An 18462-nucleotide genomic window follows, 5' to 3' on the forward strand; every position below is an offset into this window, starting at 1 on the left:
AACTGCGTGACGGCGGCTGCGTGTTCGCCGGCTGTGATGCGCCGAGTCACTGGGCCGACGTGCACCACCTGGTGCACTGGATCGACGGCGGCGAGACCAGCCTCGACAACTCGGCGCTGCTGTGCGAACGGCACCACACCCAGGTCCACCACGGCTTCCGCGTCGAACGCCAACCCGACGGCCGATGGCGCACCTACAGACCCGACGGCACCGAGATCACCACCCCGGCACCCCTCGCCCCGACACCACCCGTGCCCACCGCCGCCTGACCGACCCACGCACGCCGGTACGGCCGCCCGCTCCCCCAGCGGACGGCCGCGCCGGCATGCCCGCGGTCAGGCCGCGGCGGTCACCTGCTCACCGATCTGGAGGACCTGCTCCCGGGTCAGCGCCTCCGGGGCGAGGAGCTGGAAGCAGCGCCCATCGGCGAGCCGGCCGACGAGCATCCACGAGGGAGGCGCACCGGCGTCGCCCTCGACGAGCGCCAGCCGCCCGGGCCTCCCCTGCACCGCCACCGTCTCCACCGGCGCGGCCAGCGAGAGCCCGTCGAGGAGCCCGTCGATCGTCCCCGCGTACTGATCCCCCACCGCGCTGAGCCGCAGCACCAGGTCCGGGTCGACGTCACTGACCAGGTCCAGGCTCCGGCTCTCCTCGAAACCACCCACCGACCAGCCGGCCGGGGCCAGCCCGACCTGCAGGCCCACCGGCTGCGGGCGGTCGACGATCGACTCCCCCACCGCGACCAGGGCTCCCGTGTCGGCGTACGAGCCCTCGCCGGAGAGCTGGATCCACTGCCCGTCCCCGCGCTCCCACAGGACGGTGACGACGCCGTCCTCCCGCCACACGGACGCCACGGCCCCGTCGACGGTCGCCGTGCCCGTCGGGTCCCCCTCGTGCGAGGAGCCGTACTCCTCCGACGACCGCGGATCCTCCGGGTAGACGCCGAGCAGCACCCGGTCCCCCTCGGCGGACGCGAGGTCGGCGACGAACCAGGGCGGTCCGTCCCCGTACCCCGGGAGGCCACCCCGCCGGCTGTAGACGGGCACCAGATCCTCCGGCACCGGGTCGAGGGACACCGGGAAGGTCACTGCCTCGGCAGCCACCAGCGTGAGGCCACCCGGCACCGGCGCGGCGACGGACGGAGCGGAGCGCTGCGGGTCCGGGGACGCCGGCCCGGCCACCACCACCGCCGTTCCCCAGGCGGCCGCGATGGCGACCACCGCCGTCGCGACGCGGACGGCCATCCCGCGGCCGGACCAGCGGCGCGGCGGGGCCGCGGCGCGCGCCTCCCGCGCGTCGGCGACGAGCTGCCGGGCGGCGACCACGGACGCCGGCCCGGCGTCGGCGGAGACGAGCGACAGCCCGGCGTCGGCCGTGACGAGTCCGAGGAACTCCTCGGGCAGCGCCGGCAGGTCGGCGTCGCGGACCCCGGCCGCCCCTGCGAGCCGTGCGTCCAGTTCGCGGTCAGTGAGCACGGTCGGCCCCCTCGCCGTCGGCGGTGGTGGACAGGACGGCGCGCAGCCTCGTGCGCGCCCGGTGCAGCCGGACCCTCGCCGTCCCCGCGGCGATGCCCAGCGCCGTGGCCGCCTGGGCCGGCGTGAGGCCCTCCCAGGCGACCAGCGTCACGAGCTCCCGGTCCTCCGGGGAGAGCTGGTCCAGCGCCGCACGCACCGACCGGCGGAGGGCGCCGTCCTCGTGCAGCGCCGCCGGGTCGGGCACGGACACGTCGGCCATCGCCTCGGCCAGCCGCGCACCGAGACGACCGGCCCGCCGGCTCCTGCGGGCCGCGTTGGCCAGGCACAGCCGGGCGATGCCGAACAGCCACGGCCGGACCTCACCGTCCTCCGCGGGCAGGTCGGCCCGCCGCCGCCAGGCGGTCGCGAAGGTCTCGGCCACCACGTCGAAGGCGTCCTCCCGGGAGGCCGACCGCCGCAGCACGTAGCCCAGCACGGCGGTGCCGGACGTTCGGTAGGCGTGTTCCAGGCGCTCCTCCGCGGACACGGGCGGGTCGTCGGTCGCGGGCGGCGGCCCGTGCATCGCGATCACACCCCTCCATGTCCGGCTCGGTGTGATCGTTACGACGCCGTCCCGGCCGCCCCTCCCGCCCCACGCGCCCGCAGGAGCCAGCGGGGTCAGGTGCTGCCGAGCACCCGCTCGTAGTACAGCGAGCAGCCGGCGTCGGGGGCGTCGACGTACGCGCCGAACGCCGGGATCGGCCGGTAGCCGGCGCCCTCGTACAGCGCGATCGCCTCCGGCTGGCGCGGGCCGGTCTCCAGCCGCAGCGTCGTCCACCCGCGGTCCCGCGCCGCGGCCTCCAGCCCGGCGAGCAGCAGCTTCGACACACCCCGGCCACGCGCGGCGGGGACGACGTACATGCGCTTGACCTCGGCCACGCCGTCGCCCAGCGCCCGCAGCGCGCCGCAGCCCACCGCGGCGCCGTCGTCGTCCCGGGCCACCAGCACCACGCTGACGTCGGCGGCCGACGGCGGCGTCCCCGGCTCGGCCCCGCCGTCGTAGCGCGCCCGCAGCTCGGCCTGCTGCGCGCCGGTCAGCCGCCGCACGTCCGCGTCGTCCCAGGCGGCCGGCGCGAGCCTCACCGGCTGATCCCGTGCAGCAGCAGCCCGGCCAGCTCCCGGTACGCGGCGGCGTCGTCCAGCCCGGTGGCGCGGGCGGTGTCCCCGCGGCCGATGCGCAGCATCAGCGTGGTGACGGTGTCGGCCACCAGCGCCGGGTGCACCTCCCGGAAGCGCCCGGCGGCCACCCCCTCGGCGATCAGCGCGCTCACCCGCTCCGCGGCCACGGCGGTGTTGTGCTCGTACACCGCGCGCCCGGGCGGGAAGGCCTCCAGGTCGCGGTGGAAGGCCCGCGACGCCGGGGTCAGCGCCCGCGCCACCGCCTGCAGGTAGGCGGTCACCCGCGCGGCGGGGTCGGTCTCACCGGCGGTGTGCGCCTCGACGTCGGCGGTCGCCCGGCGGAAGAAGTGGCGCACCACGCGGACGGCGAGCTGCTCCTTGCTGTCGGCCAGCGCGTACAGCGTCGTCTTCGAGCAGTGCAGCCGGACGGCGAGGTCCTCGAGGGTGAAGCCGGCGAAGCCCTCGGCGAGGAAGAGCTCCTCGAGCTGGTCGAGCAGCTGCGCCTGCCGGGCGGTCAGCCGCCGCTCACCGGTCTCCGTCGTCGTCACGCACACCTCCGGACCTGGACGCCGAACAGTACCGCGGTACCGTCTGCAGTACTGCCGTCCGCGTCCGTGCCGTCCGTACCGAGGGGGACCCCCGTGGCCGTCGACCGTGAGCTGCCCACCCAGGAGGCCGCCGACCTCATCGCGCTCACCCGCGAGCTCGCCGACGCCGAACTGGCGCCCCGCGCCGCGGAGTACGAGCGCGAGGAGCGCTTCCCCCGGGAGGTGTTCGCCAAGCTCGGCGAGGTGGGCCTGCTCGGCCTGCCCTTCGGCGAGGACGTCGGCGGCGGCGACCAGCCCTACGCCGTCTACCTGCAGGTGGTCGAGGAGCTGGCCATGCGCTGGGCCACCGTCGCCCTCGGCATCAGCGTGCACACCCTCGCCTGCGGGCCGGTCGACCGCTTCGGCACCCCCGAGCAGCGCGAGCGGTGGCTGCCGGAGATGGTCGGCGGCCGCCTGCTCGGCGCCTACTGCCTGTCCGAGGCCCACGCCGGCTCCGACCCCGCCGCCATGCGTGCCCGTGCCGTCCGCGACGGCGAGGGATGGGTGGCCTCCGGGGAGAAGGCGTGGGTCACCCACGGCGGGCACGCCGACTTCTACTCGACCTTCCTGCGCACCCCCGACGACGGCGAGCGGTCGATCTCCTGCTTCCACCTCACCCCCGACCTCGCCGGGTTCACCGCCGCCCCGCCGGAGCAGAAGATGGGCCTGACCGGCTCGACGACGGCGGCGATGCGCCTCGACGACGTCGCCGTGCCCGCCGGGCGCATGGTCGGCGAGCCCGGCCGCGGCCTGTCCATCGCCCTCGGCGCGCTCGACTCCGGCCGCCTCGGGGTCAGCGCCGTCGCGGTCGGGCTGGCGCAGTCCGCCCTCGACGTCGCCGTCGCCTACGCACTCGAGCGGGAGGCCTTCGGCCGGCGCATCGTCGACCACCAGGGCCTGTCGTTCCTGCTCGCCGACATGGCCGCCGCCGTCGAGTCCGCCCGCGCCACCTACCTGGTCGCCGCCCGCCGCAAGGACGCCGGCCTGCCCTACTCCCGGCAGGCGAGCATCGCCAAGCTCGTGGCCACCGACGCGGCGATGAAGGTGACCACCGACGCCGTCCAGGTGCTCGGCGGCGCCGGCTACACCCGCGACCACCCCGCCGAGCGGTACATGCGCGAGGCGAAGGTGATGCAGATCTTCGAGGGCACCAACCAGATCCAGCGGATGGTGATCGGCAAGCACCTGGCGAAGGAGGCCACCCCCGCCAACGGCTGACCGTGCAGGACGCACGGGGGATCGGTGACGTCTGTCAATGGGCAGGCTCCCGGGCGGCCGGGAGACTCGGGGCACACCGCCTGACGAGGAGCCCGAGATGCCCGAGCCGCACCTGCGCGCCGCCGACGCCGACCGCGCCGCCGTGGTCACCCGCCTCGACCAGGGCCTGGCCGACGGCCGGCTGACCCTGGCCGAGTACGAGGACCGCTCGGCCCGCGCGCACGCCGCCCGCACCTACGGCGAGCTCGACGGGCTCACCGCCGACCTGCCCTCCCCCGCACCGCGCCCGGCCCCCGTGGCGCGGGCGGTGTACGGCGGCCCGTGGCACGGCACGTGGGGCCACGACCTGCGGACCGCCTGGACCCAGTGGGCGGTCACCGCGGTCGTCGTCGTCGGCATCTGGCTGGTCTCGATGCTGGCCACCACCGACCTGCAGTACCCCTGGCCGGTGTGGGTCGTCGGCCCGTGGGGCGTGATCCTGCTCGCCCGCACCCTCGGCGAGCGGCACACCCCCGGCCGGCGCGGGCCGCGGCTGCCCGTCTGATCCGGGCGGGTGCCGTCCGGACCGCCCGGGTAGGGGTCCCCCGACCCCACCCGCGCACCCCGGAGGACGCCGTGCACACCCTGACCGAGCGCTTCACCGCCGCCCTGCACCACCTCGACGCCGAGCGCGACGCGCAGCCGATGGTCGAGCTGACCGGTGAGGACGCCGTCCTGATGAAGCTCAACGAGGACCACGAGGCCCGCGGGCCGGAGGGCGCCAAACGGTTCTGGGAGGACTACCGCAACGTCTTCGGCGACCTGGAGACGACGTTCACCTCCAGCACCGTCGGGGAGAGGACGGCGGCCCTGGAGTGGGAGTCCCGCGGCACGCTGCGCAGCGGCAAGCCGTTCACCTACAAGGGCGTCACCGTGATCGAGGGCGACGGCTCCCACGACGGCCCGCTCACCGGTGTGCGCACCTACTACGACTCCGCCGCGTTCGTGCAGGAGAGCGCGGGCACCGCCTGAGCGGCGCTCACCCCCCGGCCAGCGCCCGGGCGGCGCAGTCGTCGACGACGGCGTCCCAGCCGGCCCGCGCGTGGACCAGCTCCACGTCGCTGCGCCGCCCCCCGGGCGTCGGGTAGACGACGGTCAGGCCGCCGTCGGCCCCGAAGCGGACGACGAAGCCCTGCGGCAGCAGGCAGCCGACGAAGCGCTGCTCGACGGCCGGGTCGGCGGTCAGCGACGGGTCGGCGGTGGACGCGATCGACCACGCGACCGGCACCGGGGTCCCCGCCGTCCGCGAGACGTAGCGCAGGCTGGTGCTCGACCCGTCCCGGAGCAGGTCGACGACCTCCGCGCCGGGGTAGACCGGCGCGGGCACCTCGGCGACCAGGACGCCGTCGTCGCCGCGCAGCTCCGTCCACACCCGCCCGATCGAGCCGTCGCCGAGGCGGACCGTGCCGGGTGACCAGCGGGCGCCGTCGAAGGGCCGGGTGACGACGACCAGGACCGGCCGCGCGCCGGTGGTGTCGAGCACCGCGACCGTCGCGCCGCGCCCGCTGCGCTCCGGCGGCGCGACGAGCGCGAGCTCGTCCGGCGCGGCACCGGGCGGGCCGCCGAACCACGCGTGCAGCAGCTGCCCCTCGGCCTCCCCCGTCACCAGCGCCCAGCGCCGGCCGTCGGGCAGCTCGCCGGCGAAGGCGACGTGGCGGCTGGACGCCGGCGGGCGGAGCACGGCCCCGTCGCGGCCGAGCGGCCCCGACCAGTCGATGGCGGCCACCCCGGCGACGAACTCCTCGTCGCCGGCCAGGGACCCCCGGGTGGGCAGGTCGGGGAGCGCGGGCGCGGCCTGCTGCGTCTGCTGCCCGCCGGCCGTCTCCCCCGGCACCGGGCCGGCGTCGGGCAGCAGGGCCGGGGCGGCGGCACCGAGCAGGGCGACGGCGAGCGCCCCGGCCGCGCAGGCGGCCCGGGTCCGCCGCTGCCGGCGGACCAGCGCGACGGCGGCGTCGGCGGCGTCGGCACCCCGCGGCGGGCCGGCCTCGGCGGCCAGCCGGTCCAGGGCCTCGCGGACGTCGAGGTCGGTGTCGGTCACGCCGGGCTCCCGTCGGTCGTGGCGGCGGTCTCGGGCCGCAGCACCCGGCGGACGGCGGCCAGGCCGCGGGCGGTGTGGGTGCGCACGGTGCTGGTCGAGCAGCCGAGCAGGGCGGCGGTCTCGGTCTCGGTGAGGTCCTCGTAGAAGCGCAGGACGAGCACCGCACGGGCCCGCGGGGACAGCTCGCCGAGCGCCCGGCGCAGCTCGTCGCCCAAGGCGTACGCGTCCTGCCAGTCCGCGGCAGCACGGTCCGGCAGCGCCTCCACCACCTGCTCGCCGTGCCACAGCCGGCGCCGCCAGCTCAGGTGGCAGTTGAGCAGCAGCCGCCGCACGTAGGCGATCGGGACGTCGGCCTGGCGCACCCGGCCCCAGTGCCGGTAGGCCCGGGCCAGCGCCGTCTGCACCAGGTCCTCGGCGTGGCCGCGGTCGCCGGTCAGCAGGTAGGCGGTGCGCAGCAGGGCGGCCTCGTGCGCCACGACGAACGCCGTGAACTCGTCCCGGTCGGCGCCCATGTCCACCCGCTCTCGTGGTGTCCCTGACCAGTTGACCCGACGGCACGCCGCGATCGGTGACACCGGGAGGTCACGAAACGGTCACGGTGGTCCCGGCGAGATCGGGACCCCGCTCCCGTGTGCCCGGGACAGGTCCGAGCCGACGGTGGGTGCACACCGGCGGGAACGACCCGCCGCACCGGACCCGGAGGTCCCTCCCGTGCCCACCACCGCCCCCGTCCCCGTCCCGGCCGCACCGGCGCCCGCCCGCGCGCTCGGCCCCGTGGGCCGCCGGCTGGCCGTCACCGGCCTGGTCGTCGGCAGCGTCCTCAACACCGCCGAGGCCGCGCTGGTGCAGTTCCTGCCTGCGCGCCCGGAGGCCGTCGTCGACCAGCTCGCGCTGGTCGGGGAGCACACCGCCCTGTTCACCACCCGCCTGGTCACCGGCACGCTAGCCATCCCGTTCATGGCGGTCGCCTTCCTCGCCGCCGCCGGCCTGCTCGCTGCCCGCATGCGCAAGACCGCGTACGCCGCCGGCGCCCTGCTCCTGGCCGGCATGTGGGGCTTCGTGGGCATCCACCTCGTGGGCTACCTGCAGCTGCCGGCCTCGCAGGCCGCCGACCTCGACGGCGCGGCCGCCCTCGTGACGGCCGCCGAGGCGCACCCGGTGTTCCTGGCGCTGTTCCTCGCGCCGTTCCTGCTCGGCACGACGCTGGGCATGGTCACGCTGACCGTGGGCATGCTGCGCTCGGGCGTCGTCGCGCGCTGGATCCCGGCGGCCTGGCTGGCGTTCATCGTGCTCGACTTCTCCGTCGGCGCGGTCGGCCCGGTCGACCCGCACTGGCTGTGGCTGGCCGGCGCCCTGGGGCTGGCGGTGCACATCGCCCGAGGTGGCATCGCGCGCGGTGGCATCGCCCGAGGTGGCATCGCCCGCTCGGGCGAGCGGCGCGGCCTCGCCTCCTGACCGGGACGCACCCCGGCCCCTACGGTCCCCCGTCGTGTACCGGAACCGGCGCGGCAGCCGGGTCGCCCTCCCGGCGGCCCGGCTGCTCGCCGTCTGCGCGGTGGCCGCCACCGCCGCCGCGCTGGCCCTGCCCGTCGCGGCCGGCGGGGACTGGCTGCCGCGGCTGTTCCGCACGCCCGAGCCGGTGGCCGGACCCTCCTTCGCCGTCGCCGGTGCGCTGCTCGCCGGCCTGCCGCAGGCCCGGCGGCTGGGCTGGCTGCTGCTGGCCGTGGGCTGCTCGGCCTCGGCCTACGTCCTCGCGACGTCGTGGTGGGCTGCGGCCGGGCAGGCCGGGCCGGCCGGCTGGGTGCGCGGCTGGGTGTGGGTGCCGGCGCTGCTGCTGGTCACCACCGTCCTGCCGCAGGTGGTCCCCTCCGGCCGGCCGCTGCCCGGCCGGTGGCGGGTGCCGCACGCGGCCGCGCTGGCCCTGACCGTCCTCACCAGCGCCGCGCTTGCCTTCCCCCTCGGGATCGGCGACCCCTTCGCCGTCCCCGCCTTCCCTCCGCTGCTCGGCGCGCTGGTGCTCACCGGCGTCGCCTCCCTGGTGGTCCGGGTGCGCCGGGCCGACGGCGTCCAGCGGCGCCAGCTGGCCTGGGCCGGCTACGGCGTGGTCGCCGCCACCGCCGCGACCTTCCTCGCGCCGTGGTGGGGCGTCTCGCTGGCGGTGCTCCTCGTGCCCGCCGGGCTGGCCGTCGCCGCGTTCCGCTACCGGCTCTACGACATCGACGTCCTGGTCAACCGCACCGTCGTCGGCGGTGTGCTGCTGGGCCTGACCGCGCTGGTGTACGCCGCGGTGGTCGGCTGGGCGGGCGCGCTGCTCGGTGACCGCCGCGGCTGGGCGCCCTTCCTCGCCGCCTTCGCCGTGGCGCTGGCCTTCTCCCCCGCCCGGCAGCGCGTCCAGCGCCTGGTCGACCGGCTGCTGTTCGGCGACCGCGGGGACCCCTACACGCTGCTGACCCGGGTCGACGCCGCGCTCGGTGCCGCCGCCTCCCCGCGGCAGGCCCTGCGCGACGGCGCGGAGGCGGTGGCCACCGGGCTGCGGCTGCGCGGCGCGGCGGTCGAGGTGCCGCTGCCGGGTGGCGCCGTCGTCCGGGAGGAGGCCGGGCGGGTGCCCGCGGACGCCCGGCGGGTGCCGCTGGCGCTGCACGGCGAGCCCGTCGGCGAGCTGCTGGTGGCGCCGCGGGCCGCCGCGGCCGACCTCGAGCCCGCCGACGACCGGGTGCTCGCCGACCTCGCCGGCCGGCTGGCGGCCGCCGCCTACGCGGTGCGGCTCAGCGGCGACCTCGCCGAGTCCCGGGAGCGGCTGGTCACCGCCCGCGAGGAGGAGCGGCGGCGGCTGCGGCGGGACCTGCACGACGGCCTCGGCCCGCAGCTGTCGGCGGTGGTGATGACCCTGGACACCGCCGGGTCGGCGCTGCGCCGCGACGACCCCGCGCGGGCCGCGGCGCTGGTGGCCGCCGCCGGCACCCAGGCCGCCGACGCCGTCGCCGACGTGCGGCGGCTGGTGCACGGCCTGCGCCCGCCGACGCTCGACGACCTCGGGCTGCTCGGTGCGCTGCGCGCCGGCGCGGCCCCGCTGGCCGAGCACGGACCGCGGGTGACGGTGACCGGCGAGGGGGACCTGACCGGGCTGCCGGCCGCCGTCGAGGTCGCCGCGCTGCGCATCGCCCAGGAGGCGCTGCACAACGCCGTCCGCCACGCCGGCGCGCGGGCCGTCGCCATCGGCGTCAGGGCCGGCGCCGACACCGTCGAGGTGGAGGTCACCGACGACGGCCGCGGCCTGCCCGCGCGGCCGGTCCCCGGCGTCGGGCTGTCCTCGATGCGGGAGCGCGCCGCGGAGCTGGGCGGGTCGTGCACCGTCGGCCCGGGCGACCCGACGGGCACCCGCGTGCACGCCGTCCTGCCGCGCCACCCGCACGACTGAGGAGCCCGCCATGGAGCCCGCGATGCGCGCCGTCGTCGCCGACGACCACCCCGTGTTCCGCCAGGGCCTGCGCGTCCTGCTGGAGGACCTCGGCGTCGAGGTCGTCGCCGAGGCCCCCGACGGGACCGGCGCCGTCGAGGCGGCCCTGCGCGAGCGGCCCGACGTCGTGCTGATGGACGTGCAGATGCCCGGCCTGTCGGGGATCGAGGCCACCCGGCGGCTGGTCGAGCGGTGGCCGGAGGTGCGCGTGCTGGTGCTCACGATGGTCGCCGACGACGAGGCGGTGTTCGCCGCCGTGCAGGCCGGCGCGCTCGGCTACCTGCTCAAGGGCGCCGGCCAGGCCGAGATCGGGCGGGCGCTGGAGTCGGTCGCCGCCGGGCAGGGCGTCTACGGGGCCGAGGTCGCCCGCCGGCTGCGCGCCTTCTTCACCGCGGGGTCCGGGGTGGTCGCCAGGCCCTTCCCCGAGCTGTCCGACCGCGAGCGCGAGGTCCTCGACCTGATCGCCGCCGGCCTGCCGAACACCGCGATCGCCTCCCGGCTGTTCCTGTCGGAGAAGACCATCCGCAACAACGTGACGTCGATCTTCGCCAAGCTGGGGGTGCGCGACCGCGCCGAGGCCGTGGTGCGCGCCCGCGAGGCGGGGCTCGGCCGCGAGCGGTAGCGCCGAGGGGACCCCGGACGCACGAGGACCCGCCCGGTGCGACCGGGCGGGTCCTCGACGTGCAGGGGTGGGCAAGGGGGGAGTTGAACCCCCACGTCCTTCCGGACACACGGACCTGAACCGTGCGCGTCTGCCATTCCGCCACTTGCCCTGGCGAGGAACGACCTTAGCAGCCCCCCGGCGGCACCCCGTCGAGGGGGCCGCGGGAGCGCGGCCGGTGGGGCCCGCGTGGCGGCAGTGACCCGCGTGGCGAGGAGCGTTGCTGGCCGGTCACCACCCCGGGGCACGGCTAGGATCGTCGGGAGGACCGTCGGTACCGGGTGAGGTGGAGGAGCGACTGTGGGCGTGCTGCAGCGCTTCGAGCGACGCCTCGAGGGGATGGTCGGCGTCGCCTTCGCGCGGCTGTTCAAGGGCAAGGTCCACCCCGCCGAGATCGCCAAGGCGCTGCAGCGGGAGGCCGACGAGCAGCGCTCCGTCATGGGCGAGGGCCGCGTGCTCGCGCCCAACGTCTACGACGTCCGGCTCGGCCCCACCGACTACACCAACCTCGCCGAGTGGTCCGAGCAGCTGGCCGCCCAGCTCGCCGACATGGTCACCGAGCACATCGAGGACGAGGGCTGGCAGACCTTCGGCGCGGTGCAGGTCCGCCTGGAGCGCGTCGACGACCTGCCCACCGGGGTGTTCGAGGTCAGCTCGCACGTCGCCGACCCCGCGCGCCCGGCGTCGCGGGCCGACGGCGCCGCCGTCCCGCCGCCCCCGCCGATCACCGGCTCCGGCGCGGTCCCGCCGCTGCCGCCGCTGCAGGGCCGGGTGGCCACCGACACCGGCCGCCAGCACCCCTCGGTGGTCGGCCGCGCCGGCTCCCGCCCCGGCGTCACGCACGTGCTCGTCGTCGACGGGCCCGGCACCCGCCACGAGCTGAGCACCGGCCGCAACGTCATCGGCCGCGGCACCGACGCCGACATCCGGCTGCCCGACACTGGCGTCAGCCGCAAGCACGTCGACGTCGTCCTCGAGAGCGGCACCGCCGTCGCCGAGGACCTCGGCTCCACCAACGGCACGCTGGTCAACGGCCGGCGCATCAGCCGGCAGGCGCTCTCCGACGGCGACGTCATCCGCATCGGCCACTCCGTGCTGGTGTACCGGCAGGACGGCTCGTGACCGGGGGCCGCTCGTGACCGCCGAGATCGTCCTGCAGGTCTTCCGCTTCGGGTTCCTGCTGCTGCTGTGGCTGTTCATCTTCGCCGCGTTCCGCGTGGTGCGCGCCGACCTCTTCGGTGGCCGCGCCGGGCGGGTGGCCTCGGTGCCCCCGCGCGCCGCCGCCCCCGGCCGCAAGCGCGGCCGCGGGCCCCGCACGCTGGTGGTGACCGCCGGACCGCTGACCGGCACCAAGATCACCCTCGGGGAGCAGCCGATCCTCATCGGCCGTGCCGACGACTCCACGCTCGTGCTCACCGACGACTTCGCCAGCTCCCGGCACGCGCGGCTGACCAACCGTGGGGGACAGTGGTACGTCGAGGACCTCGGCTCCACGAACGGGACCTACCTCGACCAGCAGCGGGTGCAGGGGCCGCTGCTGGTGGCTCCGGGCCAGCCGATCCGCATCGGCCAGACCGCCCTGGAGCTGCGCTGATGACCGAGCCGACACCGACCGTACCGAGCACGGGGAGCGACCGAGCAGACGTGAGCAGGGTCCGATGAGTCTCGCGCTGCGCTACGCCGCCCGCTCCGACCGCGGTCTGGTCCGCGGCAACAACCAGGACTCGGTCTACGCCGGGCCCCGGCTGCTGGCCGTGGCCGACGGCATGGGCGGTCACGCCGCCGGCGACGTCGCCAGCAAGGTCGTCATCGCGGCCCTGGAGCACCTCGACGACGACGCCCCCAGCGGCGACATGCTGCAGGCGCTGCGCGAGGCGGTCTTCGACGGCAGCGAGCACCTGCGCGAGGTCATCCGCGAGTCGCCGCAGCTGGAGGGCATGGGCACCACGCTCACCGCCGTCCTGTTCGCCGGCGGCCGGATCGCCCTGTGCCACGTCGGGGACTCCCGCGCCTACCTGCTGCGCGACGGCGTCCTCACCCAGATCACCCACGACGACACGTTCGTGCAGACCCTCATCGACGACGGCCGGATCACGCCCGAGGAGGCCAACCACCACCCGCAGCGCTCGCTGCTGCTGCGGGCGCTCAACGGCCAGGACGTCGACCCCGACCTGTCGATGCGCGAGGCCCGCGCCGGCGACCGCTACCTGCTGTGCTCCGACGGGCTGTCCGGGGTGGTCAGCGAGGAGACCCTCGCGCACGCCCTCGAGGACCCCGACCCGCAGTCGACCGCCGACCGGCTCGTGGAGCTCGCGCTGCGCAGCGGCGGCCCGGACAACATCACCGTGATCGTCGCCGACGTCGTCGAGGACAACGGCTCGGGCACCATGGACCCCGTCGTCGACGGCGCCGCCGGGAACAACCGCGGCCAGCGCGAGGTCGACCCCCGCTCGGCCGCCGGGCGCGCGGCGCTGGCCGACCCGCCACCGGCTCCCCCGCCCCCCGCGCCGACCGCACCCACGGCCGCTGCTCCCCCCGACCGTCGCCGCTCGCGGCGGCGGTTGTTCGTCGCTGGGGGTGCGGTGCTCCTCCTCGTGGGCGCCGGCATCGCCACCTGGCTGTGGGTGCTCACGCACTGGTTCGTCGGCACGGCGGCCGCCGCCGACGGCAGCGACCGGGTGGCGGTCTTCCGCGGCTTCAACACCGACCTGCTCGGCCTGGACCTCTACCGCGTCGACGAGGTCACCGACATCCCGCTCGACGACCTCACCTCCTACGACCGCAACAGCGTCCGGCAGGGCATCGAGGCCAGCGGCGCCGACGACGCCCAGCGGATCGTCGACGACCTGCACGAGGCCGCGATCCCCGTGTGCGAGACCGACCCGGCCTCCTCCAGCGCCCCAGCCTCCTCCAGCACCCCCGCCTCCTCCAGCGCCGCGCCGTCGGACGGCGCCCTGCCCACGGCCCTGCCCCCGCTGCCGACCGAGGGCCTCCCGGCGCCCGGCGCCCCCGACTCCCCCACGTCGGCGAGCCCCTCCACCCTCTCCACCTCCCCCTCCAGCACGGGGCCCGAGCCGGGGGTGGACTGCCGGGAGGCGGAGTGATGGGCAGCCCCTCCACCGACCCCCGGGCCGCGCTCCCGGGCACGGTCGTCCCGAAGCGGCGCAACACCGAGCTGGCGATGCTGGGCTTCGCGGTGCTCATCACCCTCGCCGCGCAGTGCATCGTCGACCTGACCGTCACCGGGTCGCTGCGCCCGGAGCTGGCCACCTTCGGCGGCTGGTTCGCCGCGCTGTGGGTGGTGGTCCACCTCGTCGTCCGCCGGTTCGCGCCCTACGCCGACCCGCTGCTGCTGCCCGCCGTCGCGGTGCTCTCGGGCCTCGGCCTGACGATGATCCACCGGCTCGACCTCGCCGCGCTGCAGGCCGACGCCGAGGCCGGCCGCGAGGACGCCCCGGTGCAGCTGCTGTGGGCGACCGTCGGCGTCGTCCTCTTCGTCGCCATCCTCGTGGTGCTCCGCGACCACCGGCTGCTGTCGCGCTTCGCCTACACCCTCGGCCTGGTCGGCCTGGTGCTGCTGGCGATCCCCGCGGTGCTGCCCGCCTCGGTGTCGGAGGTGTACGGCGCCAAGATCTGGATCCGCGTCGCCGGCTTCAGCATCCAGCCCGGCGAGTTCGCCAAGATCTGCCTGATCGTCTTCTTCGCCGCCTACCTGGTCGACAAGCGCGACGTCCTCGCGCTGGCCAGCCGGCGCGTCGCCGGGCTGGAGCTGCCGCGCGGCCGCGACCTGGGCCCGGTGCTCGCCGTCTGGGTGGTGTCCATCCTCGTGCTCGTCTTCGAGCGCGACCTGGGCAGCTCGCTGCTGCTCTTCGGCATCTTCGTGGTGATGCTCTACATCGCCACCGAGCGGGCCAGCTGGCTGCTCATCGGCCTGGGCCTGTTCGCCGCCGGGGCGTTCCTCGCCTACCAGCTGTTCGGGCACGTGCGGGTGCGGGTCGACACCTGGCTCGACCCGTTCGCCTACCGCGACGAGGGCGGCTACCAGCTGGTCCAGTCGCTGTTCGGCCTGGGCACCGGCGGGCTGTTCGGCGCCGGGCTCGGCGGTGGGCGCCCCGACCAGGTGCCGGTGGCCAAGAGCGACTTCATCGCCGCCGCGATCGGCGAGGAGCTCGGCCTGTTCGGCCTGGTCGCCGTCATCGTCATCTACCTGGTCCTCGTCGAGCGCGGCCTGCGGACGTCGCTGGTCGTGCGCGACGCCTTCGGCAAGCTGCTCGCCGGGGGGCTCGCGTTCGCCGTCGCCTGGCAGCTGTTCGTCGTCCTCGGCGGCGTCACCGGCCTGCTGCCGCTCACCGGCCTGACGACGCCGTTCGTCGCCTACGGCGGGTCCTCGCTGGTGGCCAACTTCGGCCTGGTCGCCATCCTGGTGCGGATCAGCGACGCCGCCCGCCGCCCGGCCACCCCGCCCGCCCCGCCCAAGCAGGCGCTGGGCGAGGCACCCACCGAGGTCGTGAGCTCGTGAACGCACCGCTGCGGCGTGTGGCGATCAGCGTGCTGGTGCTGTTCACCCTGCTGATCCTCAACGTCAACTACATCCAGGTCGTGCGCTCCGACGAGCTGCGCGAGGACTCGGGCAACACCCGGGTGCTCACTGAGGAGTACTCCCGCGAGCGCGGGTCGATCGTCGTCGACGGCACCGAGGTCGCGCTGTCGGTGCCCACCCAGGACACGCTCGAGTACCTGCGCCAGTACCCGCAGGGGCCGACGTACGCCGCGGTCACCGGCTACTACTCGCTGGTCTACGGCGCCTGGCAGATGGAGGACGCCGAGAACGACATCCTCGCCGGGTCCGCCGACCGGCTCGCGCTGCGCCGGCTGGCCGACCTGTTCACCGGCCGCGACCCGGCCGGCGGCGACGTCGTGCTCACCCTCGACCCCGCCGTCCAGGAGGCCGCCATGGCCGGGCTGGACGGCGTCACCGGCGCGGTCGTCGCGCTCGACCCCTCCACCGGCGCGGTGCTCGGCATGGCCAGCACCCCCACCTACGACCCGGCGCAGCTGTCCAGCCACGACCCCGCCGCCATCCGCGCCTACGCCGACGAGCTCGGCGCGATGGAGACCGATCCGCGGCTGAACCGGGCGATCCAGGACAACTACCCGCCCGGTTCGGTGTTCAAGGTGATCGTGTCGGCCGCGGCGCTGGCGAGCGGGGAGTACACCCCCGACACCGTCATCCCGGCGCCGGACACGCTGACCCTGCCCGGCACCTCCACGACGCTGGAGAACTTCGGCGGGTCCTCCTGCAGCAGCAGCCAGGAGCAGACGCTCATCGACGCGCTGACCATCTCCTGCAACACCGCCTTCGCCCAGCTGGGCATCGACCTCGGTGAGGACCGCGTGCGGGAGATGGCCGAGGCGTTCGGCATGACGGGGGACGGCATGGAGATCCCGCTGGAGGTCGCCGGCAGCAGCGTCGGCGACATCGAGAGCGAGGCGGCGCTCGGGCAGAGCTCGATCGGCCAGCGCGACGTGCGCATGACCCCGCTGCAGGCGGCCATGGTCGCCGCCGCCGTGGGCAACGACGGGACCCTGATGACCCCCTACCTCGTCGACCAGGTGCGCGCTCCCGACCGGACGGTCATCGACCGGGCCGACCCCGAGGAGCTCTCGACGCCGGTCACCCCCGAGGTCGCCGACCAGCTGCAGGAGATGATGGAGAGCGTCGTGGCCAACGGCAGCGGCCGGGCCGCCCGCATCCCGGGCGTGGCGGTCGCCGGCAAGACCGGCACCGCCCAGGTCGCCGAGGACGTGCCCGACCACAACTGGTTCGTCGGCTTCGCCCCGGCCGACGACCCGCAGATCGCCGTCGCGGTGTTCGTCGCCAACGGCGGGGGTACCGGCGGGGACGTCTCCGCACCGATCGCCGGTGACGTCATGCAGGCCTACCTCGACGGTCAGGGGGGCTGATGGCCCTGTCCACCGGCACCATCCTGGCCGGCCGCTACGAGATCACCGAGCCCATCGCCACCGGCGGCATGGGCGAGGTGTGGCGCGCCCGCGACCGGGTGCTGGACCGGATCGTCGCCGCCAAGGTGCTGCGCAGCGAGTTCACCGGCGACCCGAGCTTCGTCGCCCGGTTCCGCAACGAAGCCCGGCACACCGCCGCCCTGTCGCACCCCAACATCGCCTCGGTCTACGACTACGGCGAGAGCACCGACGAGCGCGGCCACCAGCTGGCCTTCCTCGTGATGGAGCTCGTCGAGGGCAAGCCGCTGGTGACGATCCTCCACGAGGAGGGCCGGCTGCCGGTCGACTGGACGCTGCACGTGCTCAGCCAGGCCGCCGACGGGCTGTCCGCCGCGCACGCCGCCGGGGTGGTGCACCGCGACATCAAGCCGGGCAACCTCATCGTGCGGCCCGACGGCGTGGTGAAGCTGACCGACTTCGGCATCGCCCGCACCCGCGACGCGACGCCGCTCACCCGCACCGGCATGGTCGTGGGCACCGCGCAGTACCTCTCGCCCGAGCAGGCGCAGGGCATGGAGGTCACCGCCGCCTCCGACGTCTACTCCCTCGGCGTCGTCGGCTACGAGTGCCTCACCGGCGGGCGGCCCTTCGACGGCACCTCGCAGGTCGCCATCGCGCTGGCCCACATCAACCGGCAGCCGCCGCCGCTGCCGGCCGAGATCCCGCCGCAGGTCCGGCTGCTGATCGAGCGGGCGCTGGCCAAGGACCCGCACGACCGGTTCCCCGACGGCGCCGCGTTCGCCACCGCGATCCGCTCGGTCGCCAACGGGCACGGGCTGGCCCCGGCCACCGGCGGCCTCGCCACCGGCACGGCCGGCGCGGTCACCGAGGTCATCCCCGAGGTCGACGGCGACGGCACCCGCGTGCTCGGCGGCCCGGTCACCGGCGCCGCCACCGGGGTCGCGACCGGCGTCGTCGGGGCCGCGGCGGCCGGCCCGCGCACCGGCGGCCGGCACGCGGCCGGTGCCCGGCCGATGCCGCCGCTGCAGGGCCCGCCGATCGACGGCGACGACGACCGCGACCGCCGCCCGGCGGCCGCGCCCCGGGGCGGCAGCCGCCGCTGGGCGCTGGTGCTGGCCTCCCTCGCGCTGGTCGCCGTCCTGGTCGCCGGCGCCTGGTTCCTCCTGTCCGGCAACGGTGAGGGCGACGGCGGCACCACCGCCGACCCGACCGCGACCAGCAGCGCGCCGACCAGCGGCTCGGCGGGCCCGACGCAGGACCTGGTCACCATCCCCGCCGCCGCCCAGTACCTCGGCGAGGACGCCGACGACGTGGAGGCGGAGCTCCGCGAGGCCGGTCTCGACGTCGCCCGGGTCGACGCCGGCGACGACGACCTCGCCGCCGCCGGGATCGAGCTGCAGGCGGGCGACGTCGCCGCCATCGACCCGTCGGGCATCCCCGTCCCCCGCGGCACCACGGTCACCCTGTCGGTGGCCCAGCAGGACTACGCCCCCGAGGTCGCCGAGCAGCCGGAGGACACCAGCGGCGACGACGACCAGGGCGGGGACACCGGCGGCCAGGGCAACGGCAACACCGGCAACCAGGGCAACAGCGGCGGGAGCGGCCCGGCGCAGACCTCCGCCCCGACCGGGACCACGTCAGCCCCGTCGCAGGGTGAGGAGGACGACGAGGCGCCGTCACCGTCGCCGTCGCCCCCGTCGTCGAGCAGTCCGCCGGCGACCCAGGGCGGCACCACGGCTCCGCCGCCTTCCACGGCGAACCCGACGACCGGGGACGGCGGGGCGGCCGACGGGACCGGCAGCGACCCGGGCGCGGGCGGCGGCGGTGCCGGCACCGGTGCCGGC

Annotated in this window: 19 protein-coding genes and 1 tRNA gene; 13 read left to right on the forward strand and 7 right to left on the reverse strand. The window is 76.3% G+C overall.

The genetic code is table 11. The annotated features are described in order from the left end of the window. On the forward strand, positions 1–269 hold a 269-nt coding region (locus ACI780_RS23525), incomplete at its 5' end, for an HNH endonuclease signature motif containing protein (protein WP_457005969.1). 66 nt (positions 270–335) lie between these two features. Here ACI780_RS23525 and ACI780_RS23530 read toward each other — a convergent pair. The 4 genes from ACI780_RS23530 to ACI780_RS23545 form a co-directional block, all read right to left on the reverse strand. Continuing rightward, positions 336–1475 (reverse strand): hypothetical protein, encoded by a 1140-nt coding sequence (locus ACI780_RS23530; protein ID WP_457005970.1) that lies wholly within the window; start codon positions 1473–1475, stop codon positions 336–338. Continuing rightward, positions 1465–2001 carry an RNA polymerase sigma factor gene (locus tag ACI780_RS23535; RefSeq protein ID WP_457005971.1) on the reverse strand — a complete coding sequence of 179 codons (537 nt, stop codon included), beginning with the start codon at positions 1999–2001 and terminating at the stop codon, positions 1465–1467. Before ACI780_RS23535 ends, ACI780_RS23530 begins: the two co-directional genes overlap by 11 nt. A gap of 131 nt (positions 2002–2132) precedes the next feature. Next, the gene (locus tag ACI780_RS23540) at positions 2133–2597 is read right to left on the reverse strand and encodes a GNAT family N-acetyltransferase (protein WP_456872601.1); all 465 of its coding nucleotides are present in this window, start codon (positions 2595–2597) and stop codon (positions 2133–2135) included. Beyond that, the gene (locus ACI780_RS23545) at positions 2594–3181 is read right to left on the reverse strand and encodes a TetR/AcrR family transcriptional regulator (RefSeq protein WP_457005972.1); all 588 of its coding nucleotides are present in this window, start codon (positions 3179–3181) and stop codon (positions 2594–2596) included. The genes ACI780_RS23540 and ACI780_RS23545 overlap by 4 nt, the downstream gene beginning before the upstream one ends. Before the next feature lie 93 nt (positions 3182–3274). Between ACI780_RS23545 and ACI780_RS23550 the strand changes: the two genes are divergently transcribed. From ACI780_RS23550 to ACI780_RS23560, 3 genes are all read left to right on the forward strand, one after another. Next, the gene (locus ACI780_RS23550) at positions 3275–4438 is read left to right on the forward strand and encodes an acyl-CoA dehydrogenase family protein (RefSeq protein WP_457005973.1); all 1164 of its coding nucleotides are present in this window, start codon (positions 3275–3277) and stop codon (positions 4436–4438) included. A 97-nt stretch (positions 4439–4535) separates the two neighbouring features. Continuing rightward, positions 4536–4982: a DUF1707 SHOCT-like domain-containing protein gene (locus tag ACI780_RS23555; RefSeq protein ID WP_457005974.1), complete on the forward strand. Its 447-nt coding sequence runs from the start codon at positions 4536–4538 to the stop codon at positions 4980–4982. A gap of 71 nt (positions 4983–5053) precedes the next feature. Beyond that, the gene (locus ACI780_RS23560; protein WP_456872605.1) at positions 5054–5449 is read left to right on the forward strand and encodes a nuclear transport factor 2 family protein; all 396 of its coding nucleotides are present in this window, start codon (positions 5054–5056) and stop codon (positions 5447–5449) included. A 7-nt stretch (positions 5450–5456) separates the two neighbouring features. Here ACI780_RS23560 and ACI780_RS23565 read toward each other — a convergent pair whose 3' ends face one another. Further along, a complete protein-coding gene (locus ACI780_RS23565; RefSeq protein ID WP_456872606.1) occupies positions 5457–6515 on the reverse strand; it encodes a hypothetical protein in 1059 nt (352 codons plus the stop codon). Beyond that, a complete protein-coding gene (locus tag ACI780_RS23570) occupies positions 6512–7027 on the reverse strand; it encodes a SigE family RNA polymerase sigma factor (RefSeq protein WP_456872607.1) in 516 nt (171 codons plus the stop codon). The genes ACI780_RS23565 and ACI780_RS23570 overlap by 4 nt, the downstream gene beginning before the upstream one ends. A 199-nt stretch (positions 7028–7226) precedes the next feature. On the opposite strand from ACI780_RS23570, the gene ACI780_RS23575 reads away from it, so the two are divergent. From ACI780_RS23575 to ACI780_RS23585, 3 genes are read left to right on the forward strand one after another with little or no spacing between them, the layout of a single operon-like run. Then, positions 7227–7970 (forward strand): hypothetical protein, encoded by a 744-nt coding sequence (locus ACI780_RS23575; RefSeq protein ID WP_457005975.1) that lies wholly within the window; start codon positions 7227–7229, stop codon positions 7968–7970. Between the two features lie 34 nt (positions 7971–8004). After that, a complete protein-coding gene (locus ACI780_RS23580; protein ID WP_456872609.1) occupies positions 8005–9933 on the forward strand; it encodes a histidine kinase in 1929 nt (642 codons plus the stop codon). 10 nt (positions 9934–9943) lie between these two features. Next, positions 9944–10594 carry a response regulator gene (locus tag ACI780_RS23585; RefSeq protein WP_456872610.1) on the forward strand — a complete coding sequence of 217 codons (651 nt, stop codon included), beginning with the start codon at positions 9944–9946 and terminating at the stop codon, positions 10592–10594. 68 nt (positions 10595–10662) lie between these two features. On the opposite strand, the gene ACI780_RS23590 is transcribed toward ACI780_RS23585, so the two are convergent. Further along, positions 10663–10745: transfer RNA gene (locus ACI780_RS23590), tRNA-Leu, on the reverse strand. Positions 10746–10933: 188 nt separating this feature from the next. Here ACI780_RS23590 and ACI780_RS23595 point away from each other — a divergent pair. From ACI780_RS23595 to ACI780_RS23620, 6 genes are all read left to right on the forward strand, one after another. After that, positions 10934–11755: an FhaA domain-containing protein gene (locus tag ACI780_RS23595; RefSeq protein ID WP_456872611.1), complete on the forward strand. Its 822-nt coding sequence runs from the start codon at positions 10934–10936 to the stop codon at positions 11753–11755. 13 nt (positions 11756–11768) lie between these two features. Further along, positions 11769–12227: an FHA domain-containing protein FhaB/FipA gene (locus ACI780_RS23600; protein ID WP_089405435.1), complete on the forward strand. Its 459-nt coding sequence runs from the start codon at positions 11769–11771 to the stop codon at positions 12225–12227. A 64-nt stretch (positions 12228–12291) separates the two neighbouring features. Next, entirely contained in the window at positions 12292–13737 is a 1446-nt protein-coding gene (locus ACI780_RS23605) for a PP2C family protein-serine/threonine phosphatase (RefSeq protein WP_456872612.1), read from the forward strand. Then, positions 13737–15152 carry an FtsW/RodA/SpoVE family cell cycle protein gene (locus tag ACI780_RS23610; protein WP_456872613.1) on the forward strand — a complete coding sequence of 472 codons (1416 nt, stop codon included), beginning with the start codon at positions 13737–13739 and terminating at the stop codon, positions 15150–15152. The genes ACI780_RS23605 and ACI780_RS23610 overlap by 1 nt, the downstream gene beginning before the upstream one ends. Then, positions 15149–16597: a peptidoglycan D,D-transpeptidase FtsI family protein gene (locus ACI780_RS23615; protein ID WP_457005976.1), complete on the forward strand. Its 1449-nt coding sequence runs from the start codon at positions 15149–15151 to the stop codon at positions 16595–16597. The genes ACI780_RS23610 and ACI780_RS23615 overlap by 4 nt, the downstream gene beginning before the upstream one ends. Then, on the forward strand, positions 16597–18462 hold a 1866-nt coding region (locus ACI780_RS23620), incomplete at its 3' end, for a protein kinase domain-containing protein (RefSeq protein ID WP_457005977.1). The genes ACI780_RS23615 and ACI780_RS23620, both read left to right, overlap by 1 nt.

Source organism: Geodermatophilus sp. SYSU D00814, assembly GCF_054050055.1.